The sequence below is a fragment of the Amycolatopsis sp. NPDC005961 genome, assembly GCF_040629235.1.
GTDB classification, from domain to species: domain Bacteria; phylum Actinomycetota; class Actinomycetes; order Mycobacteriales; family Pseudonocardiaceae; genus Amycolatopsis; species Amycolatopsis camponoti.
The window spans coordinates 141,263-166,332 of sequence record NZ_JBEXVF010000001.1; the positions used below are offsets into that span (position 1 = coordinate 141,263).

Genomic DNA, 25,070 nt, shown 5'->3' on the forward strand with positions numbered 1-25,070 from the left:
ACCGGGGAGACACATGCGTACCGGGATCCTGATCGACGAACTGGGCGTCGGCTTCGACGACATGACCGCCCAAGCACGCGAAGCCGCGAAGCTCGGCTACGGCACGCTGTGGCTGGCGCAGCGCGGCGGCTGGGACGCGCTCACGGCGTTGCCCGCGCTCGGCGCCGCGGCGCCCGGCGTCGAGCTGGGCACGTGCGTCGTGCCGACCTACCCGCGGCACCCGATCACGATGGCCGCGCAGGCGCTGACCGTCCAGGCCGCGACCGGGGCGCCAGTCCACCTCGGCGTCGGGCTGAGCCACCGGTACGTCGTCGAGGGGGAGTTCGGGTACTCGTACGACCGGCCGCTGCGGCACCTGCGCGAGTACCTCGAGGCGCTGAACCCGTTGCTGCGCGGGGAAAAGGCGGACGTCCACGGCGAGGCGCTCACCGCGGCGGGCGGCTTGACGACGCCGGGCGCGGACCGGCCCGCGGTCCTGGTCGGCTCGGTCAGCCCGCGGTCGACGCGCCTGGCGGGCGAGCTGGCCGACGGCGTGATCACGACATGGGCGGGCCCGCGGGCGATCGGCGAGTTCGTGCTGCCGACACTGGGCCCGGACCGGCGGGTCGTCTCGGGGCAGCTGATCTGCGTGACGTCCGAAGTGGACGAACGACGCGCGTGGGTGGAAGAGACCTACGGCGCGGCGGCGGGGGTCCCGGCCTACCGGTCCATTTTGGACCGGGACGGCTACGGCCGGGTTTCGGACAGCGTCATCACCGGCGACGAGGAAACCGTGCGCCGCCAAGTGGAATCCCTGGAAGACGCGGGGGCGACCGAGCTGCTGGTGATGCCGTTCGGATCGCCGGCGGAGCGGGCCCGCACGCGAGAACTGCTCGCCGCGTGACCGGCCTCTGGGTGGACGACCTGCGGCCGGCGCCGCCGGGGTGGACGTGGGCGAAGTCGAGCGCGGAGGCGATCTCGCTGCTCAGGGCCGGCGACTTCACGGCAATCTCGCTGGACCACGACCTCGGCGGCGACGACACGACCCGCCCGGTCGTGCTGTGGCTGTGCGAGCACGACCGGTGGCCGCCGGAAGTGCGGGTACACACGGCGAACCCGGTGGGCCGGGAGTGGCTCACCGGCATGGCGCGGCGGTACGGGCCCGGAGTCCGCTAACCGGCGCCGCGCGCACGCCGGGCCTCGACCAGGTCCTCGCGGGCACGGGCGACTCGCGAGCGGACGGTCCCGACCGGGCAGCCGCAGACGTCGGCGGCCTCGGCGTAGGACAGGCCGAGGACCTGGGTCAGCACGAGGACCTCACGCCGTTCCGGGTCGAGGCCGTCCAGGAGGAGGCCCAGCTCGACCAGTTCCTCGAAGCCGGCCGCCGGGTCTCGGGTGCGCTCGGCGGCGGCTTCCCAGTCGGTGTCGGCGATCTTCGGGCGGGCGCCCGCGGCCCGGATCTGGTCGACGACCACCCGGCGCGCGATCGACAGCAGCCAGGTCCGCGACGACGAACGTCCGGCGAAGCGGCGAAGGCTGCCGAAGGCGCGAAGGTAGGTCTCCTGCGTCAGGTCGTCGGCCGAGGACGCGTCGGTGAGGTGGGCGAGGAAGCGCCAGACGTCGGCCTGTGTCGCGCGGACCCACTCCTCCCGGGCGAGCCGGTCGCCGCGGCCTGCCGCCATAGCCAGGGCCGTGACGCGCTCGTCGTCTTCACCGCGGGTCATGATCCGGAACTTAGCAGTGACGACGACCCTCGCGGATCCGCCGTCCGGCGGCCGGGAAAACCCCGTCACTCGACCTGCTTGACCGCCCATTCCGCCCACTCGCGCTGCATCGCCGAGAACCGCTTGCCCCACTCGAGCACCAGGCGGCCGTAGAGCGACTGGTTGTCGTCGCCCCAGTCGATCGTGCCCTCCAGCTCGGCCAGCCGCTCTTCCCGCGCCCGCGCCGACTCCCCCATCGACGCGACGTAGCCGCGCGCCTGCGCCGGCGAGACCGAGCCGAGGAAGTACACGCGCAGCAGACCGGCGCTGCGGGGCGGGCCGCCCGGGTCGACGTCGATCAGCCAGTGCCGCAGCTCTTCGAGCCCGGCCTCGGTGATCTCGTACTCCTTGCGCCCGCGCGGGCCCTCGGCGAGGACGTGGATCATGCCCGCCGCCTCCAGCTTGCCCAGCTCGCCGTAGAGCTGGCTCTGCGTCGCGGGCCAGACGTTGGCCATCGCCCGCTCGAACCGCTTCAGCAGGTCGTAGCCGCTTCCGGGCTCGTCGGCCAGCATGCCGAGCACCGCGTGTCGAAGGCTCATGCGCCCATCATGACATTCCACTCTTGACATGTCGAACCAGGAGATTCTAGTTTCGACATGTCAAAGTTGGAATGTCAGGGGAGACCGGCATGAACTACCTGAAGAGCTTCCTTCCGTGGATCGCCTTCGCCGTGGTCGCGACGCAGTTCGACTGGCGCTGGTCCGGCCTGACCGGGCTGGTCATCTCGGCCGCGCTCCTCGTGCTCGCCCGCCGCGAAGGCCGCAAGGCGGACGCCCTCATCATCGAGTTGAGCGCGCTCGCCTTCTTCGCGCTCCTCACCGCCGTCGCGTTCGCCTTCCCGGCGTCGCCGCTCAAGACCTACACCGGCGCGCTCACCGACGCCTGGCTCGCGCTCACCGCCTGGGGCTCACTCGCCCTGCGCCGGCCGTTCACCCTCGGCATCGCCCGCACCATGACGCCGCCGGAGCTCTGGGACAACCCGATCTTCAAGCGCGTCAACGTGGTCATCACGCTCGTGTGGGCCGCGAGCTTCACCGTCACCGGCCTCGCCGGCATCGCGCTGCTGAACTTCGCGCCGCACGCGACAGCCGCGCTGATCGCCCTCAAGGTCCTCGGCTTCGCCGTCCCGGTCGCCTTCACCATCCGCTACCCGCGCATCGTCCGCGCCCGAGCCGAAAAGGCCGCCTGACATGACCACCAGCGACTTCCACCTGAGCGGCGCCTACGCGCCCGTCCACGACGAGCTGACGGCGTTCGACCTCCCGGTGACCGGCGCCCTGCCGCCCGAGCTGACCGGCTGGTACCTGCGCAACGGCCCGAACCCGCGCGAGGACAGCAAGCACTGGTTCACCGGCGACGGCATGGTCCACGGCGTCCGGCTCGAAGGCGGCCGCGCCGCCTGGTACCGCAACCGGTGGGTGCGCACCGAGAGCTTCGACGACCCGGATCTCGGGCTGTACAACGAAGACGGCTCGCGCAACCTCCACTCCAGCGTCGCGAACACGCACGTGGTGAACCACGCCGGCCGCACCCTCGCGCTCGTCGAATCCTCGCTGCCGTACGAGATCACGACCGACCTCGAAACCGTCGGTGCCTACGACTTCGGCGGCGAGCTGGCCGACTCGATGACCGCGCACCCGAAGATCTGCCCCACGACCGGGGAACTGCACTTCTTCGGCTACGGCAGCATCACCGCGCCGCACGTCGGCTACTACCGGGCCGACGCCGCCGGCGAGCTCGTCGTCAAGCAGCCGATCGACGTCCCGGGGCTGACGATGATGCACGACTTCGCGCTCACCGCGGAGCACGTGGTCTTCTACGACCTGCCCGTGGTCTTCGACCGGGCGTCGGTCGGCCAGGGCATGCCCTACCGGTGGGACGCGGGCTACGGCGCCCGCCTCGGCGTGCTGCGCCGCGACCGGCCCGAAGCCGGCGTGCGCTGGCTGGAGATCGAGCCCTGCTACGTCTTCCACACGCTCAACGCCTTCGACACGCCCGACAGCCGGATCGTCGTGCACGTGATGCGCTACGACCACCAGTGGTGGGCGGGCCACGACGACCCGCCGGCGTCGCTGTGGCGCTGGACGATCGACCTCGCCGCGGGCACGGTGACCGAGGACCGGCTCGACGACCGCCCGGGCGAGTTCCCCCGCATCGACGACCGGCTCGCCGGGTCCGACGCGCGGTTCGGCCACGTCACCGGCCACGACGTCCTGCGTCGCTACGACCTGCACGCGGGGACCGCCACCGAGCACGTCTTCGGGGAAGGACGCGTCCCGGGCGAGGCGGTGTTCGCCCCGGCGGAGCACGGCGAAGGCTGGCTGCTGACGTACGTCTACGACGCGACGGAAGACCGCAGCGACCTCGTCGTGCTCGACGCGGGGAACGTCGGCGCGGCGCCGGTCGCCACGGTCCACCTCCCGCAGCGCGTTCCCGCGGGCTTCCACGGGAACTGGCTGCCGGACGCTTAGGCGAACTTGGTCTTCGGCCGGTCCTGCCGGACGTCGTCGACGTAGACGTCGACCTTCTCGTCGAGGAAGGCCACCAGCCCGGCGGTGCGCTCGCTCTCCGGCAACGGCGTCGGGTAGCTCCAGGCGAGGTCCTCGTGCCCGGTCACGTCGAAGTGCTCGGCGGCGCCCTTGTACGGGCAATGCGTCACGGTGTCGATCTTCGTGAGCAGGTCCATCCGGACGTCGACGCGGGGCAGGTAGTAGCGGGTCGGCAGGCCGGTCTCGAAGAGCAGGTGCGGCCGCACGGTGTCGGCGACGGTCACGCCGTCGACCTCGATCCGCACGTGGCGCGAGCTCGGCAGGATGTCGACGCGGACGCCGGGGTCACGCGGGTGCGTGAAGATCTGTTCGTCCTCCTCGAACCAGTCGAAGGCGCCGAACTCGAAGCGGACGTGGTCCCGGAGCTCCTCGATGGGCGAATCCGGGTATTCCAGCGCGGCGTCCACCGCCTCCGCTCCCCCACCCTTTATCGTCGACAGAACACCTTCTCCGCGGCTGGGCGAGTGCGACGTCCGGCCGGAGGGTGCGAGAACGCCGCTGACGACGTCCGCGCGCGGGAAGTAGTACGTCGGGTAGTAGGGAACTTCCCACACCAGAAGGGGGTGCACCGTGTCCGCGACGACCTGCCCGCCGAGGAACACGCGTACCCGCTTCGCGCCTTGTGCCACGCGGACCCGGCCGCGTACCGGAGTGCTCATGCCCCGGTCAACGGGTCCCGAAGCGGGCGTATTCCGGCGGAACCGGGGTTCGGGCGGCTAGCGTGGCAGGAAGCAAGCGGACGACAGGAGGCGGGCACGGGTGGCCGGCGTAGAAGTTCCAACGGTCGGGACCCCCGCCGGGATGCGCAAGATCAACCAGCGGGCGGTGCTCGACCTGCTGCGCCGCAGCGGACCGGCGACCCGGCCGCAGGTGGCGAAGGACACCGGGCTGTCGAAGCCGACGGTGAGCCAGGCGCTGCTCGCGCTGGAAGCCGCCGGGCTGGCGCGCCCGACCGGGCACACCTCCACCGGCACCGGACGCTCGGCCGTGCTGTACGAGGCCGACCCGACCGCGGGGTACGTGCTGGGCGTCGACATCGGACGCGAGCACATCCGCGTCGCGGTGTCGGACCTCGGCCGCACGATCGTCGCGCGCCGCGACGAACGCAACACGGCGCGTTCCGGCGCCGCGCTGGTCACGGCGGTCGGGAAGATCGCGGCTTCGGCCGTCGCGGAGGCGCGGCTGGCGCAGTCCGACATCGTTGTCCGCGTGGTCGGCTCCCCCGGCGTCGCCGACCCGGAGAAGCGCTGCTTCCGGCACGCGCCGAACCTGCCGGGGTGGGGCCGCGCCGGGCTGATCGACGACCTCGAGGCCGCGCTGGGCCCGGACCTGATGGTGGAGAACGACGCGAACCTGACGGCGGTCGGCGAAGGCGAAGGCGGCGCCGCGCGTGGGGCGTCGGTGTTCGGCTGCATCACGATCGGCACGGGCGTCGGCATGGGCATGATGGTCGACGGCCGGGTGTTCCGCGGCGCGACGGGCGCGGCGGGCGAGATCGGCTACCTGCCGTACGGCCGCACCCGATCGTCCCTGGAGGACGGCGCCCCGCCGGCCCGCGGCCACCTGGAGGAGGCGACGGCGGCCCAGTCGGTGGTCCGCGGCGCGCGCGAACTCGGCTTGGGCACGGCGAAGTCGGCCCGCGAGGTGTTCCGCCTGGCCCGCGAGGGCGACGAACTGGCGCGGCGGGCCCTGGAGGCGGAAGCGGACCGGCTGGCGTACACGGTGGCCTCGGTGGCGGCGGTGATCGACCCGGAGCTGATCGTCCTGGGCGGCGGGATGGGAACGGCGGCGGATCTGCTGCTGGAGCCGCTGGATCGCGCGCTGCGGGCGTTCACGCCGTTGGTGCCGAAGGTGGTGCAGGGCGAGCTGGGCGAGGACGCGGTGCTGGCGGGGGCGATCAGCGTCGGGCTGCGGGCGGCTCAGGGGTTGGTGTTCGACCGTCGCGTGGGTGCCGCTTAGGCCGCGCGCCAGGCTTGGCCGCCGGTCGAGAGGCGCCACGGCGTCAGCTTCAGCACCGTGATCTTCGGGTCGCGGAAGTCCGCGCCGCCCAGGATCTTCGGGTCGTAACCCAGCGGCTCCGGCGCCGAGGCGAACCGGCCCCACAGGTACTTCCGGGTCTCCTCGTCGTCGGTGAACTCCGCCCGGCACTCCGCCACCGCCACCTCGTGCCGCGGGTCCCAGTACGAGCACGACACGTACGGCGATTCCGCCAGGTGCGCGACCTTCAGCGGCGTCGGGCGGGTGAACACCCAGCCGGTCAGGCCGTCCGGGCCGAGGTCCCAGATCGGGTGGACCACCCGCGACCGCGGCCGCCCGCGCCGGTCGACGGTCACCAAAGTGCACCACACCACGCGGTGCGCCACGCGAACGAACGCTCCGGCCAGTTCAGCCGGCGCTCTGCTAGATTCCACAACCATGGTTGTGCACCCTACGCCGGACGGCTTGGACTTGTCACTCACCAGCCTCTTCGCGGGCTGGGTGATGACCGACGAGGTCCAGCGGCGGCTCACCGAAAACAGCTTCGGCGACTTGCGGTTCAACGACGGCGTGGTGATCCAGCACGTCCTCGCCGCTCCGCTGTCCATCACCGCGCTCGCCGAGCGGATGGGCGTGACCCAGCAGGCGGCGTCGAAGGCCGTCGCGGACCTCGAACGGCGGGGACTGCTGCGCCGCGAGCCCGATCCCGCCGACGCGCGCACCAAGCTGCTGCACCTCACCGGACACGCGCTCGACGCCGTCGAAGCCACTCGCGACCGCAGGCAGGAGCTTCAGGACGAACTCGTTGCGGAGTACGGGAAAGAGCGCGTCGATGACGCGCGAGAACTGCTGGCGTCGATCATCACACGCTTCGGCGGCGGTGAGGCGATCCGGGGCAGGCGGGTCCGGCCACCACGCTAGTTACCCGGCAGGCAATCGACCACCGCGCCCGGACCGCCGACGATGAACGGCATGAGTGAAACGAACCGCACCATCGTCGTCGACTGCCTGGAAAACCTGTTCACGCACAAGGACTTCGACGCCGCGAAGGCCGCGCTGCACCCCGACTTCGTCACCCACAGCCCCGGCCTGCCGAACGGCCGCGACGCGTTCGCCGAGGCCGTCAAGAACTCGCCGCTCGCCGGCGCGACCGCCGAGATCAAGCACATCGCTGCCGAGAACGACCTCGTCATGGTGCACCTGCACGTCGCCGGGCAGGCCATCGTCGACATCCTGCGCGTCGAGGACGGCCTGCTCGTCGAGCACTGGGACGTCAAGCAGCCGCTGGGCGCGTGATCACGCAGGTCCCCGACGCCGTCGCCAGCAGCTTGCCCTCGGCGTCGCGGATCTCCCCCTCGGCGAACGCGATCCGCGAGCCCTCCTTCACGACGCGCCCGGTCGCCCGGATCTCGCCGCGGCCCGCGTGGATGGCGCGCAGGTAGCTCACCTTCAGCTCCACCGACGAGTAGCCGACGCCCGCGGGCAGCGTCGTGTGCACCGCGCAGCCGACGACCGAGTCCAGCATCGTCGCCGCGACGCCGCCGTGGACCATCCCGATCGGGTTGTACAGCGACTCGTCGGGCTCGATGACCGCGACGACCTCGCCGTGGCCGATGTGCGTCCAGCGCATCCCGAAGTGCGCGGCGATCGGCGGCCCCGGGATGCGCCCCTCGGCGATCGCGGTCAGGTACTCGAACCCGGTCATCGTGGCGCCGAGGCGGGCGGTCGGCAGCGGATCCTGCCAGGTGATGGTCTTCGAGCGGGTCTGCGCCCCGGCGGCCACGTCGGTCATCTCGGCTCCTCGATTATGACAACTGTCTTAATCGCAGCGTCGCCCGCGCGCCCGCCCGCGTCAAGCGCGGCGTGACCCAGGCCACGGCGGGCGACCCGCGGGTGGAATCATCCGGGGGGTGGACAACGACGCCGGCCGCAAGCTCATCGACCCGGAACGGGTGAGCGCGGCGATCGACGGGCTGGGCGACCGCGCCGTCATCGCCGAGTGGGCCCAGCGCTTCTCCGTGGTCGCCGACCCGTCCCGGCTGGCCCTGCTGGTCTCGATCCACTACGCCCGCGAAATCAGCGTCACCGACCTCGCCGCCGTCACCGGCATGACCGACACCGCGGTTTCGCAGGCCCTGCGGCTGCTGCGCGCGCACGGGCTGGTCACCACGCAGCGCACCGGACGCGTCGTGCGCTACCGGCTCGCGGACGCCACCGTGCACGAACTCATCCACCGGGTGCGGCCGCACCCGGAACAGCCCGTGCAGGAGGAAGAACGGTAGCGTGCCGACATGACGGGATTGCCCGAGACCATCACCGCCTGCCTGTTCGATCTCGATGGAGTTCTTACCGGTACGGCCGTTCTGCACAGCCAAGCCTGGAAACGGACTTTCGACGAGTTTCTTCGCGCCCGCGACGGTGACGACTTCCAGGAGTTCACCGACCGGGACTACGCGACCTATGTGGACGGCCGCCCGCGCGCCGACGGGGTCCGCGAGTTCCTGCGCTCACGCGGGATCGAACTGCCGGAAGGCACCCCGGACGACCCGCCGGACGCCCCCACCGTCAACGGCGTCGGCAACCGCAAGAACGAGCTCGTCCTGAAGATCATCGACGAGAACGGGGTGAACACCTACCCCGGCTCGGTCCGCTACCTCGAAGCCGTGAAAGCCGCCGGCCTGCGGATCGGCGTCGTGACGTCGTCGGCGAACGGCGCCAAGGTGCTCGACGCCGGTGACCTGACCAAGTACGTCGAGGCCCGCGTCGACGGCCTGACCATCCGCGAGCAGCACCTCAAGGGCAAGCCCGCGCCCGACTCGTTCCTGGCCGGCGCCGCGGCGCTCGGCGTCGAACCCGCCCACGCGGCCGTGTTCGAGGACGCCCAGTCCGGCGTCCAGGCCGGGAAAGCCGGCAACTTCGGGTACGTCGTGGGCGTGAACCGCGCGGACCAGGCCGAAGCGCTGAAGGCGCACGGCGCCGACATCGTCGTCGACGACCTCGCCGACCTGCTGGAGGATTGATGACCGAAGAAGAACCCCGCGGCTACGAATGCGCGGCGTGGGAGCTGCGCTGGCGCGGGATGGACGTCGACGCCCTGCAGCGCACCGAGTCGGCGTTCGCCGTGTCCAACGGCCACATCGGGATGCGCGGCACGCTCGAGGAAGCCGAGCCGCGCGGCCTGCCCGGCACCTACCTCAACGGCTTCTACGAGCAGCACGAACTCCCCTACGCCGAAGCGGGATACGGCTACCCCGAAGAGGGCCAGACCGTCGTCAACGTGACCGACGGCAAGATCATCCGGCTGCTCGTCGAGGACGAGCCGCTCGACATGCGCTACGGCGCCGCCACCAAGCACGACCGGGTGCTCGACTTCCGCAAGGGCACGCTGTGCCGCAGCACGGAGTGGTCGTCGCCGACCGGGCGGCGGGTCCGCGTGCGCACCGAGCGGCTGGTGTCCTTCACCCAGCGCGCGGTCGCCGCGATCCGGTACGAGGTCGAGCCGCTCGACGAGGACCTGCAGCTGGTCGTCCAGTCCGACCTGCTGGCCAACGAGCCGATCGAGTCCGACACCAGCGACCCGCGGGTGGCCGCCGCGCTGAACTCGCCGCTGGTGGGCGAGTTCCACCGCGCGTCCGACTACAACGCCGTGCTGGTGCACCAGACCCGCCGGTCCGGGCTGCGGATGGCCGCGGCGATGGACCACAAGATCGAGGTGGACGACGGGATCCGCGCCCGCATCCACTCCGAGGAGGACCTCGCGCGGCTCACCGTCGCGGTCGACGTGCCGAAGGGCGGGCGGCTGCGCATCACCAAGTTCCTCGCCTACGGCTGGTCCGCGCAGCGTTCGGTCCCCGCGCTGCGGTCCCAGGTCGAGGCCGCGCTGGCGGGCGCGCGCCAGACCGGCTGGAAGGGCCTGGTCACCGAGCAGCGCCAGTTCCTCGACGACTTCTGGGCCACCTCGGACATCGAGATCGAGGGCGACCCCGAGCTGCAGCAAGCCGTTCGCTTCGCGCTGTTCCACCTCCTGCAGGCCGGGGCCCGCGGCGAAAGCCGCGCGATCGCGGGCAAGGGGCTGACCGGCCCGGGCTACGACGGGCACGCCTTCTGGGACACCGAGTCGTTCGTCCTGCCGGTGCTCACCTACACGATGCCGGACGCCGCACGCGACGCCCTGCGCTGGCGACACTCCACAATGGACAAAGCGCGGGAACGCGCACACCAGCTGGGGTTGCGCGGCGCGGCGTTCCCGTGGCGCTCGATCAACGGCGCCGAGTGCTCGGCGTACTGGCCGGCGGGCACGGCGGCGTTCCACGTCAGCGCGGACATCGCCGACGCCGTCCTGCGGTACCTCAACGCGACCGGCGACGAGGAGTTCGAGCGCGACTACGGCACCGAGCTGCTGCTGGAAACCGCGCGGCTGTGGGCGTCGCTCGGGCACCACGACCGGCACGGCGACTTCCGCATCGACGGCGTCACCGGGCCCGACGAGTACTCGGCCGTGGCGGACAACAACGTCTACACGAACCTGATGGCGCGCCGGAACCTGATGGCCGCCGCGGATTCGTGTGAGCGTCACCCGGACGTGGCGGCACACTTCGGCGTCGACACGGTCGAGCTGGACAGCTGGCGCGCGGCCGCCGCGGCGATGTACCTGCCCTACGACGCGGAGCTCGGCGTGCACCCGCAGTCCGAGGGCTTCCTCGACCACGACGAGTGGGACTACGAGCACACCGACCTCGCGCACTACCCGCTGCTGCTGCACTTCCCGTACTTCGACCTGTACCGCAAGCAGGTCGTGAAGCAGGCGGACCTGGTGCTGGCGCTGTACATGTGCGGCGACTCGTTCAGCCCGGAGGAGAAGGCCCGCAACTTCGCCTACTACGAGGCTCGCACGGTGCGGGACTCGTCGCTCTCGGCGGGGACGCAGTCGGTGGTCGCGGCCGAGGTCGGGCACCTCGAGCTGGCCTACGACTACCTCGCCGAAGCCGCGCTGACCGACCTGCACGACGTGCACAACAACGTGCGCAACGGCCTGCACATGGCGTCGCTGGCCGGGGCGTGGCAAGGCGCCGTGGCCGGCTTCGGCGGCCTGCGCGACCACGGCGGGAAGCTGGCGTTCGCGCCGCGGCTGCCGCCGCAGCTGGACCGGATCACGTTCCGGCTGATGTTCCGCGGCACCCGGTTCCAGGTCGAGGTCGACCGCGACCAGGCGACCTACCACGTGCTGGACGGCGACCCGATCGACGTGCTGCACCACGGCGAGCGCGTCACGGTCACCGCCGAGCCGAAACGGTTCACGATCCCGAAGATCGACGCGGGCGACCCGCCGACCCAGCCCCCGGGCCGCGCCCCGATGCGGCGCGACTCGGAAGAGGCCCGTCAGTACGCGGAACCGGCGAACCCGATCACTGCGGAAGGTCGCTGACCGCGTCCCGTCCGGGTGGGGCCGGAACGTCTTCGGTCCCACCCGGGTTCACGTCCGGGTCGGGCGCGGTGGGCACGTCGTGGGTCAGCTGCCCGGGGGTCGGGAGCTTCGGGAGCTCGTCGTCTTCGTCGTCACGGGCGTGGAGGCGCTGCTGCTCGCTCATGGTTCCGGAATACCCGGTTTTCCCGGCCGGGACCAGTGGTCAGGCCGCGGCGGCCTTGCCCCGTGCCTTCTCCCGCGCTTTGTCCTGCAGCGTAAGCAGCAGGCCGTCACGGGTCGACCAGGGGCAGATGGCGACCTTGCCGCCCGCGACCGTCAGCAGCGCTTCCGCCACGATCGCGCCCGCCAGCGCCTGGTGGGCGCGGCTGCGGGAGATGCCCGGCAGCTCCGCGCGCTTCGACGGCGGGAGCGCGGCCAGCCGCGGGATCCAGGCCCGCAGGTCGTCGAGCCGCAGCTCCTTGCACTTGTTCGGGCGGGCGCCCGACAGCCGCGCGAGCTGCTGCAGCACCTTCGAACAGCCGACGACGCGCGGGTCGTCGACGTCCGCGGCGCCCAGCGTGGTGGACACGACGTCGAGCGCGTGCGCGCGCAACGCCTTGACCCGCTTGGCGGACACGCGTTCGCCCGGCAGCCAGTCGCGGGTCATCGACCGCGCGCCCAGCGGCAGCGACCGCGCGAACGTGGCGTGGTCGCCGCGGCCCGCGGCCAGCTCGACCGTGCCGCCGCCGATGTCGAGCACCAGCAGCGGCCCGGCGTCCGCGCCGAACCAGCGGCGGGAGGCCACGTAGGTCAGCTCGGCTTCACGACAGCCGGAGAGGAACCGCAGCTCGACGCCGGTTTCACCGGCGACGTACCGCACGATGTCGGCCGCGTTGGCGGCGTCGCGGATCGAGGACGTCGCGAGCGGGTAGATGTGGCTCACGCCGTGGCGGTAGGCGGCGCCCATGCCCGCGGCGACGGCGGCGGTGACGTCGGCGATGCCGTGGGCCGAGAGCCGGCCACGGGCGTCGAGCTCGCGGTCGAGGCGCAGCCGCGTCTGGTGGTTCAGCACCGGCTCCCGCGGCGAACCGTCGACCGGGACCACCACCAGACGGGCGCTGAACGATCCCACGTCGAGTACGCCCACCGTGGGCTCTTCGATTTTTCGCACGGCTCGGCGCACCTCGCTTCCGGACTAGTGAATATCCCCAGTTGGACAGGTCGAAACACGCAATAATGCCGGAAATCGACGCGGTTTGCCGCATTTACCACCTCCGGAAGTGCCTTGGTGAAGCGAAGGTCACAGTCCGATAACCCAATCGAGTGAACCGTGCCACTGCTGGACACGATTCGGTAACGCCCGCTCTCCGCGTTCCGACTTACCGGCGTGGGGCAGGGGAACGTGGGCGAGCGGCATTCGATGCTCGTACGGCCGGCCGCCGCCGTGCTCGCGGTGGTGGCCGGGCTCGGTTGTGTCCTGCTCGGCGTCACCGCGGTGCTGACCCCGGGCGATCCGGGAGCCCCCGGAGTGGCCGCGGACCGGCCCGTGACCGTCGGCGCCGGGGTCCTGCCGGCCGCGCTGGCGATCCCCGACCTGGGCCTGGCCGTGAACCACCTCGTCGACCTCGGCCACATCGGCGGCCGCCGGGAGCAGCCCGGCACGGCGCTGGGCGTCGGCTGGTTCGCCGACGGCCCGGCCCCGGGCGCACCGGGCGTCGCCGTGCTGTCCGGGCACGCCGAGTTCGGGTACTCCGGCGGCGCGTTCGGCCGCCTCGGCACGCTGAAGCCGGGCGCACCGGTCGTCGTGCGCGACGACGAAGGGCGCGAAGCCCGCTTCACGGTCCGCAGGACCGCGATGTTCCCGGCCAGTGAACCCGACAGCACGCTCGTCGCGCCGGAAGGCCCGGGCCCCGAGCTGCGCCTGATCACCAGCGACGGGACCCACGACCTCGCCGGGATCGACTCCCCGCGGATCGCCGTCTACGCGGTCCCGGTCTGAGGCTCAGCCCAGAAGCTCCCGCAGCTGGGACACCGCCGAGACCCGCGCTTCGCGGCCGGGCAGCATCGGGTTGACGACGAGCGTCGTCGCGCCGGCCTCCTTGAACGCCGCCAGCCGCTCCTTGACGTACCCGGCCGGGCCGACCAGCGAGATCGAGCGCAGCAGCTCGAGGGGCACGGCCGCCGCGGCCTCGTCCTTCTTGCCGTCGAGGTAGAGGTCCTGGATCAGCTTCGCCTCGGCCTCGTAGCCGTAGCGGCGCGCGAGGTCGTTGTAGAAGTTCTTGCCACGCGCGCCCATCCCGCCGACGTAGAGCGCCACGATCGGCCGCAGGTGGTCGAGCAGCGGCTCGACGTCGTCACCGATCGCCAGCGCGGCGCTGACGAACGTGTCCAGCTCGCCCAGCGCCGGGTCGCGCTTGGCCTTGCCGGCGGCCAGGGACTCGCCCCAGACGTCGGCGGCCTTCTCCGGGTGGAAGAAGATCGGCTGCCAGCCTTCGGCGATCTCGGCGGTGAGCGCGACGTTCTTCGGCCCGAGCGAGGCCAGCAGCACCGGAATGCGCTCGCGCACCGGGTGGTTGATCAGCTTGAGCGGCTTGCCGAGGCCGGTGCCCTGCTCCGGCGGCAGGGGGATCGTGTAGTGCTTGCCGTCGTGGACGACGCGTTCGCGGCGCCACACCTGGCGGCAGATCTCGACGATCTCGCGGGTCCTGGCCAGCGGCGCGTCGTACTTCACGCCGTGGAAACCCTCGATGACCTGCGGGCCGGAGGCGCCGAGCCCGAGGATGAACCGCCCGTCGGAGACGAAGTCGAGCCCGGCCGCGGTCATCGCGGTCAGCGTCGGGGTCCGGGTGTAGATCTGGAAGATGCCCGACGCGAGCTGGACGCGCTCGGTCTTCGCCGCCAGGAAGCCGAGCTGGCTGACGGCGTCGAAGGAGTAGGCCTCGGGAACGAACGCGACGTCGAGCCCCGCCTTCTCGAGTTCGACGATGTCGGCGACGCTTTCGGCGAAGCCTCCGGCGTAGTTGATCCCGGTCCCGATCCGCATGGCCACCTCCGTTGCTGAGCAAGCGCTTAGTGGCGGATCCTAACGGGGCCGGGCGGGCCGCGCGCCGGCGATGTGCGCGCCGCCACTCAGCGGCCGCTGAGCGTGCGGACCACCAGCTCCGCCGAAGCCCCGGCCCCGAGCGTCGTGCCGGCGTAGCGGACGTCGGCGGCGAGCGTGCCGGCTGGTGGCTCGGCGCGGACCGTGAGCCACACCGCGACCATCAGCAGCCAGCGGACGACCAGGTAGACGAACAGCAGCACGCCGACGAGCGTGCCGAAGGCCGCCACCGCGGGCGACCGGCCGAGCAGGTGCAGGTACAGCCCGCCGGCCTGCTGGAGCGCGGCGAGCCCGACGGCGGCGGCCCCGGCCGGACGCAGCGTCGAGCGCAGGGGCAGCGGACGGCGCGGCAGGCGGGCCAGGCACCAGGCGATGACCAGCCAGTTCGCCGCGAGGCCGAGCAGCAGGGAGCCCGCGACGAGGACGAAGTGCGCGAACCCGCCGGTCAGCCCGGTCAGGTGCAGGAGCCCGGTGCCGGCCGCGCCGGTGAGTGCCGCCAGCCCGAAGGACACGGCCATCGCGAGCCCGACTCCGGCCAGCACCACGACGTCGGCGGCGATGCCGCGCAGCAGCGGCCGCGGGGTGCGGTCCTGGCCGAGCATCGCGGTGACGGCGTCGCGGACGTTGCTGATCCAGCTCCAGCCCGAATACGTGGCCACGGCGAGCGCGAGCAGCCCGATCCGGCCGCGTTCGCCGACGACGGTGTGCACGACGCCGGTGACCTGCCCGCCGATCTCGGGCGGTAGCGAGCCGTCGATGACCCGGTCGAGCTCGGTCGCGAGCAGCCGGTCGCCGGCCAGCACGAACCCGGCCACCGAGACGGCGACCATGACCAGCGGGACCAGCGCGAGCAGGCTGAAGAAGGTGACCGCGGCCGCGTAGTGGTCACCGTCGCGTTCGCGGTACCGGGCCAGCGTCGCCCCGGCCCGCCGAACCCCCTTGCCCACGACGGCTTTCCCCGCTCCACGTCCCACCGGCCGACCCTCTCATTCGCGCGTGTCCCCCGCAGTCCGACACCGCGGCGGGGAAAACGTCACGGGATCACGGCCGGATCTCGCGCGATTGTTTCTTCGCGGCATCAATCCCGTGGGTGCGGATTCCCGAATTCGGGGACCACCGTGCCCCGGACGTCGCCGAAACCGATGCGGGTGCCGTCCGGGCCGGGAGCGGTCGCGGTGATGACGACCTCGTCGCCGTCTTCGAGGAACGTCCGCTGCCCGCCGGGGAGGTCGAGGGGCTCGCGGCCGCCCCAGGACAGTTCCAGGAACGAGCCGCGCTGGTCGCGGTCCGGGCCGGTCACCGTGCCCGAGGCGAACAGGTCACCGGTGCGCAGGCTCGCGCCGTTGACCGTCAGGTGGGCCAGCTGCTGCGGCGCCGTCCAGTACTGCGTCGCGAACGGCGGGCTCGACACGAGGTGGCCGTTGAGCCGGATCTCGATCGCCAGGTCCAGTCCCCATTTTTCGCTGGTGCGCAGGTACTCGAACGGCTCCGGGTCCTGTGGCGGGCCGTCGACCCGGGCGTGCTCCAGTGCCGCGAGGGGGACGATCCACGGCGACACCGACGTCGCGAACGACTTGCCGAGGAACGGGCCCAGCGGCTGCGACTCCCAGGCCTGGATGTCGCGGGCCGACCAGTCGTTGACCAGGCAGACGCCGAAGACGTGGTCCGCGAAGTCCTCAGTGGACACTCGCGTGCCGGGCGTGGACGGGACGCCGACGACGAACCCGACCTCCGCCTCGATGTCCAGCCGTTGCGAGGGGCCGAACGAAGGATCGTCGGCGTTGCGCGGCTTGCGCTGCCCGTGCGGGCGGACGACCGGCGTGCCCGACGCCACCACCGTGCCGGCCCGGCCGTGGTAGCCGATCGGCAGGTGCTTCCAGTTCGGCGGCAGCTCGGCCGCGTCCGGCCGGAAGATCCGGCCGGCGTTGAGCGCGTGCTGCTCGCTGGAGTAGAAGTCGACGTAGTCGGCGACCTCGAACGCCAGGTGCGTGGCCACCTCCGTCAGCGGTACGAGGTGCGGGCGCAGCGAGTCGGCGTACCGGGGCTCGGTCAGCCAGGTCCGGATCGTCTCACGGACCTCCCGCCAGGTGTCCGGCCCGGCGGCCAGCAGCGGGTTGAGCACGCCGGAGGTGAGCAGCGGCGCGAAGGCCGACGCGGTCTCGGCGGCCGCGGCGGTCAGATCGAGGACGTGCTCGCCGACGGGAACGCCGACCCGCCGCTCGGGCGCGCCGCCGACCGAGAACACGCCGTAGGGCAGGTTGTCCAGGCCGAACGGCGTGTCGTCGGGGAGGTCGAGCCAGGTCACGTCTGCTCCTCGTTGTAGTGGTACCGAGTCGGCGCGGAGGTCGTATCCGGTTACGACCGCTCGCCGGCTCGGTCGTGCGGGCTCGGCGGTGTGCCGCCGAGCCCGGTCACGTCTGCTCCTCGTCGTCCGCGCCAAGCCGGACCAGCTCACGCGTGATCAGCGAGCCGACACGCGTGTTTGGGCAGTCGACACGCGTGATTGCGGGGTCGACACGGCCGGTCTTCACTCGGTGCCCTCCGCCGAGCGCGTCGCCACCCAGGTGGCCACCACGTCCGCCAGGACCGGGAGCGGGAGGGTTCCGCTGCCCAGCACCGTGTCGTGGAACTCGCGGATGTCGAACCGCTCGCCCAGCGCCCGCTCGGCGTCGGCGCGCAGGCGCTCGATCTCCAGGCGGCCCACCATGTAGCCGAGTGCCTGGCCCGGGTGGCCCGCGTAGCGGTCGATCTCCGCCTCGATCTCGATCTGCGCCATCGGCGTGTTCTCGACCAGGAAGTCCACCGCCCGTTGCCGGCTCCAGCCCAGCGCGTGCAGACCGGTGTCGACGACCAGCCGGGCCGCCCGCATCGAGTCCTGGGTCAGCAGGCCGAGGCGGGACACGTCATCGGAGTACAGCCCCATCTCGTCGGCGAGCCGTTCCGCGTACAGCCCCCAGCCTTCGGCGTACGCGTTGAAGATGGCGATCCGCCGCAGCAGCGGGACTCCGGTGAGCTGCTGCGCGAGCGTCAGCTGGAAGTGGTGCCCGGGCACGGCTTCGTGGAACGCGACCGACTCGCCCAGCGTCCGCTGCCGCTGGTCCGCCTCGTGCGTGTTGGCGTAGTACGTGCCCGGCCGCGAACCGTCGAGCGACGCGTCGATGTAGTAGGCGATCGAGCCGCTTTCGGCCTCGGCGGCGGGCACCGGGGCGACCTGGCACTGCTGCTCCGGAACGCGCGAGAACCACTGCGGCGCCACGGCTTCCGCCCGCGCGATCGTCCGCCGGGCGGCGTCCAGGAGCTCGTCGCCGTCGCGCCAGCGCAGCGCCGGGTCCGTGCGGATCCGCTCGAAGATCCGCGCGAGATCCGTCGTGCCGAACACCTTCTCGCCCAGTTCGCGGTACTCCCCCGCCAGCCGCTCGATGATCGCCAGCCCGGTGTCGTGCAGATCCTGGGCCGTGCGCTCGGTCGTCGTCTCCGCGCGGATCAGCGCCGCGTAGCGCGCCGGCCCGCCCGGCAGGTCGCCGATGCCCGGCGACGTCTCCGGCCGCCCGGCCGGGACCACTTCGCCGGCCAGGAAGTCGCGGTAGCGCGCGTACGCCGGCCGCACGACTTCGGCCAGCAGCCGGTCGCGCTCGGCCTCGAGCCCGTGGACCGGCACCTTCAGCGGGTCGGCTTCCGGGGTGGCGAGGTAGCGCTCGACGTACCCGACGCCGATGCGCGCCAGGAACTCCGGCGGCGTGAGGCCTTCGGCGAGCGCCGCCCGCTGACGCTCGATCAGCTGGTCCACATACGTGCCGACCGCGGCCAGCCGGCTCAGGTAGCCGCGGGCCTTGGCCTCGTCGTCGAGCACCGTCTGCGGCAGCATCATCAGCAGTTCCAGCGCCGGCGCGGCGAGCCCGTCGCTCACCGCGATGTCGGCGCGGCCCGAGTCGAGCACGTCGATCAGCGTGCGCGCCTGCCAGATCACGACGTCGCGGGTGACGCGCTCGTCCGGCGACAGGGCCGCCGCGTCGAGTGCTTCGGCCCGCGAGATGATCCCGGCGAACGCGGTGCGCTGCCGGGCGCCCGCCTCGGCGGACTGGTCGGCGAGCCGGTCGTGCGTGCCGGGGAGGCCGTAGAGCGACGGCAGCAGCGGCTGCGCCTCGAACATCAGCTCCAGGCACTCGTCCGCGAGCGAATCCGGGGTGTCGGTCCGGCTCGCGACCCAGTCCGTGACGACCTTGGCCAGCGCCGACAGCGGCAGCATGCCGTGGCCCAGCACGACTTCGTGGAAGTCCCGGATGTCGAAGCGCTCGCCGAGCGCCGCCTCGGCCTCGGCGCGCAGCCGCTGGATCTCCAGCCGCCCCACCATGTACCCGAGGGCCTGGGCCGGCCAGCCGGCGTAGCGGTCGATCTCCGCCTCGATCTCCATCCGCGCCATCGGCGTGTTGTCGACGAGGAAGTCGATCGCGCGCTGCCGGCTCCAGCCGAGGGCGTGCATCCCGGTGTCGACGACGAGCCGGCCCGCCCGCATCGAGTCCTGCGTCAGCATGCCCAGCCGCGCGACGTCGTCGGAGTACAGGCCCATCTCGTCGGCCAGCCGCTCGGCGTAGAGCCCCCAGCCTTCGGCGTAGGCGTTGAACATGCCGATCCGCCGCAGCAGCGGCAGGTCGCTCAGCTCCTGGGCCAGGCTGAGCTGGAAGTGGTGGCCCGGCACGGCTTCGTGGAACGCGATCGCCTCGCTGGTGAACCGCGGGCGCTTGTCGGCTTCGTGCGTGTTGGCGTAGTAGGTGCCCGGCCGCGAACCGTCCAGCGACGGCTGCAGGTAGTACGCGATCGTGCCGCTCGCCGCGTCGGCCTCGGGCACCGGCGCGACCTCGCACTTCTCCGCCGGGATGCGTGAGAACCACTGCGGCGCCACGGCTTCGGCGCGGGCGATGGCGTCCCGGGCCGCGGACAGCAGCTCCTCGCCGTCACGCCAGCGCAGCGCCGGATCGGTGCGCAGGCGCTCGAAGATCTGCGCGAGATCCGTCGTGCCGAACACTTTCTCGCCCAGTTCGCGGTACTCCGCCGAGAGCTTTTCGATGATCGCCAGCCCGGTGTCGTGCAGGTCCTGGGCCGTGCGCTCGGTCGTCGTCTCCGCGCGGATCAGCGCGGCGTACCGCTGCTCGCCGCCCGGCACGTGGCCGATGCCGGGCGCGGTGTCGGGCCGGCCGACCGGCTCGACTTCGGTGCGCAGGAAGTCGCGGTAGCGGGCGTACGCCGGGTGGACGACCTCGGCGAGCAGCCGGTCGCGGTCGGCTTCGAAACCCTCGACGGCGGCCGTCGTGCTCACCTTCAGCGGGTCGCTGTCCGGCGCGGCGAGATAGCGGTCGATGTACTCGATACCCACGCGCGCGAGGTAGGCGGCCGGCACGAGACCGTCGGCCAGGCTCTCCCGCTGCCGCTCGGTCAGCTCTTCGAGGAACGTGCCGATCGCGCCGAGCCGGGCCAGGTAGCCGCGGGCCTTCTTCTCGTCGTCGAGCTTGTAGTACGGCAGGTACAGCAGCAGGCCCAGCGCGGGCGCGGTCAGCCCGTCGCTGACCGCGATGTCGGCGCTGCGGGCGCCGAGCCGGTCGGCCTCGACCTCGGCGGAGGCGATGACGACCTCGCGCGTCACGGCCTCTTCCGCGTTCAGGGCGTCGGCGGGCAGCGCCCGGGCACGCGCGGCCAGGTCCCGGTAGGCGGCGCGGAACCGTTCCTGCGCTTCCCGGGTCTGCTCGCCGAGCCGGTCGTGGTCGCCGGGCAGGCCGAAGACCGACGGGTACAGCGGCTCGTGCTCGAAGGTCAGCTCGACGAGCTCGCCGGCCAGGCCGTTGGCCGTGTCGCCGTGCCCGGCCACCCAGTCGTCGACGGCGGAGGCGAGCGCCGAGAGCGGCAGCGCACCCCCGGCGAGCACGAGGTCGTGGAACGCGCGGATGTCGAACCGGGACCCGAGCCGTTCCTCGGCGCCGGTGCGGATCCGCTGGATCTCCAGCCGCCCCACCATGTACGCCAGCGCCTGGCCCGGCCACGCGATGTAGCGGTCGATCTCGGTCTCGACCTCGACGCGCGCCTCCGGCGTGTGCTCGAGCAGGTAGTCCACGGCCTGCTGCCGGCTCCAGCCCAGCGCGTGCAGGCCGGTGTCGACGACCAGCCGGGCCGCCCGCATCGAGTCGCCGGTCAGCATGCCCAGCCGCGCGACGTCGTCGGAGTACAGCCCCATCTCGTCGGCGAGGCGCTCGCTGTAGAGCCCCCAGCCCTCGGTGTAGGCGGTGAAGTTGCCGATGCGGCGCAGCAGCGGCAGCCCGGTGAGCTCCAGCGCGGTGCTGAGCTGGAAGTGGTGCCCGGGCACGGCTTCGTGGAACGCCGTCGACTCCGCCGTGTGCCGGAACCGCTCGCCGGCGTCGTGGGTGTTCGCGAAGTAGATGCCCGGCCGGGAGCCGTCGACGGCCGGGCGCAGGTAGTACGCCGCGGGCGCGCCGGGCGCGGTCTCCTCCGGCACCGGCTCGACCGCGCACTCCTGCGCCGGGACGCTGCCGAACCACTTCGGGGCCTCGGCGGTGGCCCGCGCCACGGCCGTGCGGGCGGTGTCCAGCAGCTCGTCACCGCTGGTCCAGCGCAACGCGGGATCGGTGCGCAGGCGCTCGAAGATCGCCGCCAGGTCGTCGGTGCCGAACACCTTCTGCCCCAGCTCGCGGTACTCGGCGGCGAGCGAGTCGATGACGTCGAGCCCGATCCGGTGCAGCTCCTCCGGGGTGCGGTCGGTGGTCGTGTGCACCTTCGCGAGCCGCGCGTACGCCGCATCCCCGCCGGGCAGCCACTTCAGGCCGGGCCGGTCGGCGGGCCGCCCGTGCGGCCGCACCTCGGTGGCGAGGAATTCGCGGTACTCGGCGAAGGCCGGACGGACGACCTCGGCCAGCAGCTCGTCGCGCCGGCGCCCGAACTCCTCGTCCGGCGCCGGCTGGCGGCGCAGCGGGTCCGCGGCCGGGTCGGCGAGGTAGCGGTCGAGGTGCGCGATCGCGGCATCGACCAGGTGCGCCACCGGGACGAGCCCGGCGGCGATGCCCTCGGCGTGGCGCCGCGCGGCCTGGCGCAGGTACTCCGGGACCGCGGCCAGGCGGCCGAGCTGGGCCTCCGCGGCCTCGCCCGCCGTCACCGCCGTCATCGGCAGCGCCATGAGCAGCGACGCCGCGGGCGCGATCAGCAGGTCGGTGACCGTGAACTCGGCCATCCGGGTGTCGATCGACGCGACGCGGTCTTCGGCCGTGGCGATCAGGACCGCGCGGGTGACGCGGTCCTCCGCCGACAACCCCTCGGCGTCCAGCGCGCGGGCCCGCTCGGCGAACCCGGCGAGCCGCGCCCGGTGCGCCCGTTCGGCGTCGGCGGACAGATCCGGCAACCCCGGCTCGGCCGGGCGGATGCCCAGCAGCGCGGGCGTCAGCGGATCGGCGGCGAACAACGCTTCGACGAACTCGTCGGCGAGTTCGGTGACCGCGGTCATGGCAGGACCCCCAGCGTCGGTGTTGTGCTCCACGGCCGACCCTAACGGAGATCACCGACAGGAACGGTGTGCTGTTCGCCGGGGGCGGACCACCTCGGCGTGGTCACGGCGGCGAGGCGGTAGCGTTCAGCGGGTGGCCGTGACCGATCCCGTGGATACCCGCCTGCTCGCCGCGCTCGCCGAACTCGGCAAGGCGGCGGTGCACGAGCTGGCGGCCAAGGTCGGCATGGATCCGCGCGAGGTCGCCTACCGGCTGGTGGCGCTGTCCGGCAGCGGGCTGCCGCTGCTCGTCGGCGTCGAGAGCGACCCCCAGGGACTCCGGGCGGCGATCGCGGGCTCGCCGCCGTCGTGGGCGAACCGGCCGCCCCAGCAGTTCCCACCGCCGCAGCAGTTCCCGCCGCCGACGTCCCAGCCGGTGCCGCAGCAACCCGCGCCGCCGATGCCGCCGCCGGGCCCGCACGGTGTCCCGTCCGGGCCGTACAACGTGCAGGGCGTGCCTTCGGGGCCGTACAACGTGCAAGGCGCGCCGTCCGGGCCGTACAACGTCCAGGGGACGCCGTCCGGGCGGTACCCGGGCCCGCCGCCCGGGCCTCCCCAGCAGCGCCCGCCCCAGCAGTTCGTCCCGCCGCCGGACCCGGTCGTGAGCACGTGGGGCCTGCCGCAGACGGCGTCGTGGGCCCGCGGCGACGAGCCCGCCCGCCCCGCGGCCCCGGCCGGTGGCAAGCGGGGCCGGATCCGCGAGGTCCTGGAGACCCAGGGCCTGGAGGGCGAGCAGCTGTCGGTGCAGCTGCTGGAGGTCCAGGACCCGGCGGACTCCCTGTTCAGCGCGGCCGGCTACCGCCTGGAAGAGGGCGAGCGCTCGGTGGTCGTGCACACCGAGATCACCAACCGCGGGGCGATCCCGTTCGCGTCGCTGCCGGACAACTACCTCGAGCTGCTCGCCGCCGACGGCACCGCGATCGGCAAGGCCCCGGTGTCGCTGACGTCGCGGCCGCCGCACAAGATCGGCGTCCAGCCCGGCGAAACCCTGGGCGGCCACACGGTCTACGTCCTCCCGGACGCGACGCGGGTGGTGTCGGTCCGCTGGAGCCCGCGGCCGGAACCGGACGAGCGCACGCTGACCTGGTCGATCGAAGACTGAGGCTTGTTCTGGTCAGCCCGCCGCGACCCGCGCGGAAACCGCCGGCCACCGGAGGAGCCATGCGGCGGGCGACGGCTGAACAAGCCTCACTAGTAGCTCTCGTCCCGCAGAGTTTCCAGAGCCTTCGCCAGGTCGTCCGGGTACTCCGACTCGAACTCGACCCAGCGGCCGTCGGCCGGGTGCGCGAACGCCAGGGTCTTCGCGTGCAGCCACTGCCGGCTCAGGCCGAGGTGGCGGGCCAGTACCGGGTCCGCGCCGTACGTCAGGTCACCGACGCACGGGTGCTTCAGCGCCGAGAAGTGGACGCGGATCTGGTGCGTCCGCCCGGTTTCGAGCTTGATGTGCGCCAGCGACGCCGCGCGGAAGGCCTCGACGACCTCGTAGTGCGTCACGCTCGGGCGGCCGCCCTGGACGACCGCGAACTTGTAGTCGTGGCGCGGGTGGCGGTCGATCGGGGCGTCGATCGTGCCGCGCATCGGGTCGGGGTGGCCCTGGACGATCGCGTGGTAGCCCTTGTCGACGGTGCGTTCCTTGAACGCGCGCTTGAGCACCGTGTACGCGTGCTCGCTCTTGGCCACCACCATCACGCCGGTCGTGCCCGCGTCGAGGCGGTGCACCACGCCCTGGCGCTCGGCCGCGCCCGACGTCGCGATCCGCAGGCCGGCCGCGGCGAGGCCGCCGACCACCGTCGGGCCGGTCCAGCCGGGGCTCGGGTGCACCGCGACGCCGACCGGCTTGGAGATCACGACGATGTCGTCGTCGTCGTGGAGGATCTGCATGCCGTCGACCGGCGCGGCGATGATCTCGACGGGGTTCGCCGGCTCCGGCAGCGTGATCTCCAGGAGACCGCCCCCGGACAGCCGGTCGGACTTGCCGGCGGGCCGGCCGTCGAGCAGCACGTCGCCGGATTCGGCCAGTTCCGCGACGACCGTGCGGGAGAGCCCGAGCAGCTTGGCGAGGCCGGCGTCGACCCGCATCCCGTCGAGCCCGTCGGGCACCGGGAGCATCCGCGCGCTCACGCCTGCTCCTCGGTCTTCTTCTTGTCCTTGGTCGACGTGCCGTCATAGTCCTTGCCCAGCAGGGACAGCAGCACGATCAGCGCGCCGCCGACGCAGATCGCCGAGTCGGCGATGTTGAAGATCGCGAAGCCCTTGCCGTTCGGGGCGAACGCCGAGATGAAGTCGACGACGTGGCCCCGCAGCCCGCCCGGCGCGCGGAAGACGCGGTCGGTCAGGTTGCCGAGAGCGCCGGCGAGCACGAGGCCGAGCCCGATGGCCCAGCCGATCGAGCGCAGCCGCCGGGACAGCCAGATGATCGCGACGACGACGGCCAGCGCGACGAGCGCGAGCACCCACGTCATGCCGGTGGCCATCGAGAACGCGGCACCCGGGTTGCGGATCACCTGCAGGTAGACGAGACCGCCGAGGATCCGGACCGGCTCCTTGCCCTCGAGGTTGGCGGCGACCAGGTTCTTCGTCACCAGGTCGATCGCCCAGAACACGACCGCGACGGCGAACACCCAGCCCACGCGGCGCTTCGGCAGCGGCTTCGCCGGCGCTTCCGGTGTCTCCCGCACGGTCTCGGGCACCGCCTCTTCGGGCGCGGCGGTGTCGGGTTCGGAGTGGCTGGGGTCGGTGCTCACCGCTCCATTGTCCA

At 72.5% G+C, this 25,070-nt stretch carries 25 protein-coding genes; 12 read left to right on the top strand and 13 right to left on the bottom strand.

Translation table 11 applies throughout. The features are described 5' to 3' along the window. Nucleotides 1-13 precede the first annotated feature (13 nt). Nucleotides 14-883 (top strand): TIGR03564 family F420-dependent LLM class oxidoreductase, encoded by an 870-nt coding sequence (locus ABZ342_RS00685; RefSeq protein WP_360468008.1) that lies wholly within the window; start codon nucleotides 14-16, stop codon nucleotides 881-883. Then, entirely contained in the window at nucleotides 880-1,155 is a 276-nt protein-coding gene (locus tag ABZ342_RS00690) for a cyclic-phosphate processing receiver domain-containing protein (protein ID WP_360468009.1), read from the top strand. Before ABZ342_RS00685 ends, ABZ342_RS00690 begins: the two co-directional genes overlap by 4 nt. Here the strand turns inward: ABZ342_RS00690 and ABZ342_RS00695 are convergent. Together ABZ342_RS00695 and ABZ342_RS00700 are read right to left on the bottom strand one after the other, a co-directional pair. After that, entirely contained in the window at nucleotides 1,152-1,703 is a 552-nt protein-coding gene (locus ABZ342_RS00695) for a sigma-70 family RNA polymerase sigma factor (protein WP_360468010.1), read from the bottom strand. The two genes, ABZ342_RS00690 and ABZ342_RS00695, sit on opposite strands and share 4 nt — an antisense overlap. A gap of 65 nt (nucleotides 1,704-1,768) precedes the next feature. Beyond that, nucleotides 1,769-2,281 (bottom strand): PadR family transcriptional regulator, encoded by a 513-nt coding sequence (locus ABZ342_RS00700; protein ID WP_155546062.1) that lies wholly within the window; start codon nucleotides 2,279-2,281, stop codon nucleotides 1,769-1,771. A gap of 89 nt (nucleotides 2,282-2,370) precedes the next feature. Here ABZ342_RS00700 and ABZ342_RS00705 point away from each other — a divergent pair, with 89 nt between their 5' ends. Then, a complete protein-coding gene (locus ABZ342_RS00705) occupies nucleotides 2,371-2,931 on the top strand; it encodes a hypothetical protein (protein ID WP_360468011.1) in 561 nt (186 codons plus the stop codon). 1 nt (nucleotide 2,932) lies between these two features. Then, nucleotides 2,933-4,213, top strand: coding sequence for a carotenoid oxygenase family protein (locus ABZ342_RS00710; RefSeq protein WP_360468012.1), 1,281 nt, complete (start codon nucleotides 2,933-2,935; stop codon nucleotides 4,211-4,213). On the opposite strand, the gene ABZ342_RS00715 is transcribed toward ABZ342_RS00710, so the two are convergent. After that, on the bottom strand, nucleotides 4,210-4,950 hold the full coding sequence (locus ABZ342_RS00715; RefSeq protein WP_360468013.1) for a DUF427 domain-containing protein: 741 nt from the start codon (nucleotides 4,948-4,950) through the stop codon (nucleotides 4,210-4,212). The two genes, ABZ342_RS00710 and ABZ342_RS00715, sit on opposite strands and share 4 nt — an antisense overlap. Nucleotides 4,951-5,050: 100 nt before the next feature. Here ABZ342_RS00715 and ABZ342_RS00720 point away from each other — a divergent pair, with 100 nt between their 5' ends. After that, a complete protein-coding gene (locus ABZ342_RS00720; RefSeq protein ID WP_360468014.1) occupies nucleotides 5,051-6,250 on the top strand; it encodes an ROK family protein in 1,200 nt (399 codons plus the stop codon). On the opposite strand, the gene ABZ342_RS00725 is transcribed toward ABZ342_RS00720, so the two are convergent. Then, a complete protein-coding gene (locus ABZ342_RS00725; RefSeq protein WP_360468015.1) occupies nucleotides 6,247-6,708 on the bottom strand; it encodes a pyridoxamine 5'-phosphate oxidase family protein in 462 nt (153 codons plus the stop codon). The two genes, ABZ342_RS00720 and ABZ342_RS00725, sit on opposite strands and share 4 nt — an antisense overlap. Here ABZ342_RS00725 and ABZ342_RS00730 point away from each other — a divergent pair. Beyond that, on the top strand, nucleotides 6,707-7,189 hold the full coding sequence (locus ABZ342_RS00730) for a MarR family transcriptional regulator (protein ID WP_155546057.1): 483 nt from the start codon (nucleotides 6,707-6,709) through the stop codon (nucleotides 7,187-7,189). The two genes, ABZ342_RS00725 and ABZ342_RS00730, sit on opposite strands and share 2 nt — an antisense overlap. Nucleotides 7,190-7,240: 51 nt before the next feature. Then, a complete protein-coding gene (locus ABZ342_RS00735; RefSeq protein ID WP_360468016.1) occupies nucleotides 7,241-7,564 on the top strand; it encodes a nuclear transport factor 2 family protein in 324 nt (107 codons plus the stop codon). Here the strand turns inward: ABZ342_RS00735 and ABZ342_RS00740 are convergent. Next, complete coding sequence (locus ABZ342_RS00740; protein ID WP_155546055.1) at nucleotides 7,542-8,060, bottom strand: PaaI family thioesterase; 519 nt, start codon at nucleotides 8,058-8,060, stop codon at nucleotides 7,542-7,544. The genes ABZ342_RS00735 and ABZ342_RS00740 overlap by 23 nt on opposite strands. A gap of 118 nt (nucleotides 8,061-8,178) precedes the next feature. Here ABZ342_RS00740 and ABZ342_RS00745 point away from each other — a divergent pair, with 118 nt between their 5' ends. The 3 genes from ABZ342_RS00745 to ABZ342_RS00755 are packed head-to-tail and all read left to right on the top strand — an operon-like array spanning nucleotide 8,179 to nucleotide 11,693. Further along, nucleotides 8,179-8,550, top strand: coding sequence for a metalloregulator ArsR/SmtB family transcription factor (locus ABZ342_RS00745; protein WP_155546054.1), 372 nt, complete (start codon nucleotides 8,179-8,181; stop codon nucleotides 8,548-8,550). A gap of 9 nt (nucleotides 8,551-8,559) precedes the next feature. Next, nucleotides 8,560-9,288, top strand: coding sequence for a beta-phosphoglucomutase family hydrolase (locus ABZ342_RS00750; protein ID WP_360468017.1), 729 nt, complete (start codon nucleotides 8,560-8,562; stop codon nucleotides 9,286-9,288). Further along, a complete protein-coding gene (locus tag ABZ342_RS00755; protein WP_360468018.1) occupies nucleotides 9,288-11,693 on the top strand; it encodes a glycosyl hydrolase family 65 protein in 2,406 nt (801 codons plus the stop codon). Before ABZ342_RS00750 ends, ABZ342_RS00755 begins: the two co-directional genes overlap by 1 nt. On the opposite strand, the gene ABZ342_RS00760 is transcribed toward ABZ342_RS00755, so the two are convergent. Continuing rightward, nucleotides 11,674-11,856 carry a hypothetical protein gene (locus tag ABZ342_RS00760; RefSeq protein WP_155546051.1) on the bottom strand — a complete coding sequence of 61 codons (183 nt, stop codon included), beginning with the start codon at nucleotides 11,854-11,856 and terminating at the stop codon, nucleotides 11,674-11,676. The two genes, ABZ342_RS00755 and ABZ342_RS00760, sit on opposite strands and share 20 nt — an antisense overlap. 39 nt (nucleotides 11,857-11,895) lie before the next feature. Further along, the gene (locus ABZ342_RS00765) at nucleotides 11,896-12,843 is read right to left on the bottom strand and encodes an exopolyphosphatase (RefSeq protein ID WP_360468019.1); all 948 of its coding nucleotides are present in this window, start codon (nucleotides 12,841-12,843) and stop codon (nucleotides 11,896-11,898) included. A gap of 249 nt (nucleotides 12,844-13,092) precedes the next feature. Here ABZ342_RS00765 and ABZ342_RS00770 point away from each other — a divergent pair, with 249 nt between their 5' ends. Next, nucleotides 13,093-13,671: a class F sortase gene (locus ABZ342_RS00770; protein WP_360468020.1), complete on the top strand. Its 579-nt coding sequence runs from the start codon at nucleotides 13,093-13,095 to the stop codon at nucleotides 13,669-13,671. Between the two features lie 3 nt (nucleotides 13,672-13,674). Here the strand turns inward: ABZ342_RS00770 and ABZ342_RS00775 are convergent, their stop codons facing one another. From ABZ342_RS00775 to ABZ342_RS00790, 4 genes are all read right to left on the bottom strand, one after another. After that, on the bottom strand, nucleotides 13,675-14,715 hold the full coding sequence (locus ABZ342_RS00775; RefSeq protein ID WP_155546049.1) for an LLM class F420-dependent oxidoreductase: 1,041 nt from the start codon (nucleotides 14,713-14,715) through the stop codon (nucleotides 13,675-13,677). 86 nt (nucleotides 14,716-14,801) lie between these two features. Further along, complete coding sequence (locus ABZ342_RS00780; RefSeq protein WP_360468021.1) at nucleotides 14,802-15,719, bottom strand: YhjD/YihY/BrkB family envelope integrity protein; 918 nt, start codon at nucleotides 15,717-15,719, stop codon at nucleotides 14,802-14,804. 131 nt (nucleotides 15,720-15,850) lie between these two features. Next, nucleotides 15,851-17,077 carry a fumarylacetoacetase gene (gene fahA / locus ABZ342_RS00785; protein WP_360468022.1) on the bottom strand — a complete coding sequence of 409 codons (1,227 nt, stop codon included), beginning with the start codon at nucleotides 17,075-17,077 and terminating at the stop codon, nucleotides 15,851-15,853. 222 nt (nucleotides 17,078-17,299) lie between these two features. Continuing rightward, complete coding sequence (locus ABZ342_RS00790) at nucleotides 17,300-22,273, bottom strand: DUF885 domain-containing protein (protein WP_360468023.1); 4,974 nt, start codon at nucleotides 22,271-22,273, stop codon at nucleotides 17,300-17,302. A gap of 133 nt (nucleotides 22,274-22,406) precedes the next feature. Here ABZ342_RS00790 and ABZ342_RS00795 point away from each other — a divergent pair, with 133 nt between their 5' ends. Next, on the top strand, nucleotides 22,407-23,414 hold the full coding sequence (locus ABZ342_RS00795; RefSeq protein WP_360468024.1) for an AsnC family protein: 1,008 nt from the start codon (nucleotides 22,407-22,409) through the stop codon (nucleotides 23,412-23,414). Nucleotides 23,415-23,503: 89 nt separating this feature from the next. Here the strand turns inward: ABZ342_RS00795 and ABZ342_RS00800 are convergent, their stop codons facing one another. Together ABZ342_RS00800 and lspA are read right to left on the bottom strand one after the other, a co-directional pair. Continuing rightward, nucleotides 23,504-24,433, bottom strand: coding sequence for an RluA family pseudouridine synthase (locus ABZ342_RS00800; protein ID WP_155546044.1), 930 nt, complete (start codon nucleotides 24,431-24,433; stop codon nucleotides 23,504-23,506). Next, nucleotides 24,430-24,990: a signal peptidase II gene (gene lspA / locus ABZ342_RS00805; protein WP_360468142.1), complete on the bottom strand. Its 561-nt coding sequence runs from the start codon at nucleotides 24,988-24,990 to the stop codon at nucleotides 24,430-24,432. Before lspA ends, ABZ342_RS00800 begins: the two co-directional genes overlap by 4 nt. Between the last annotated feature and the right edge of the window lie 80 nt (nucleotides 24,991-25,070).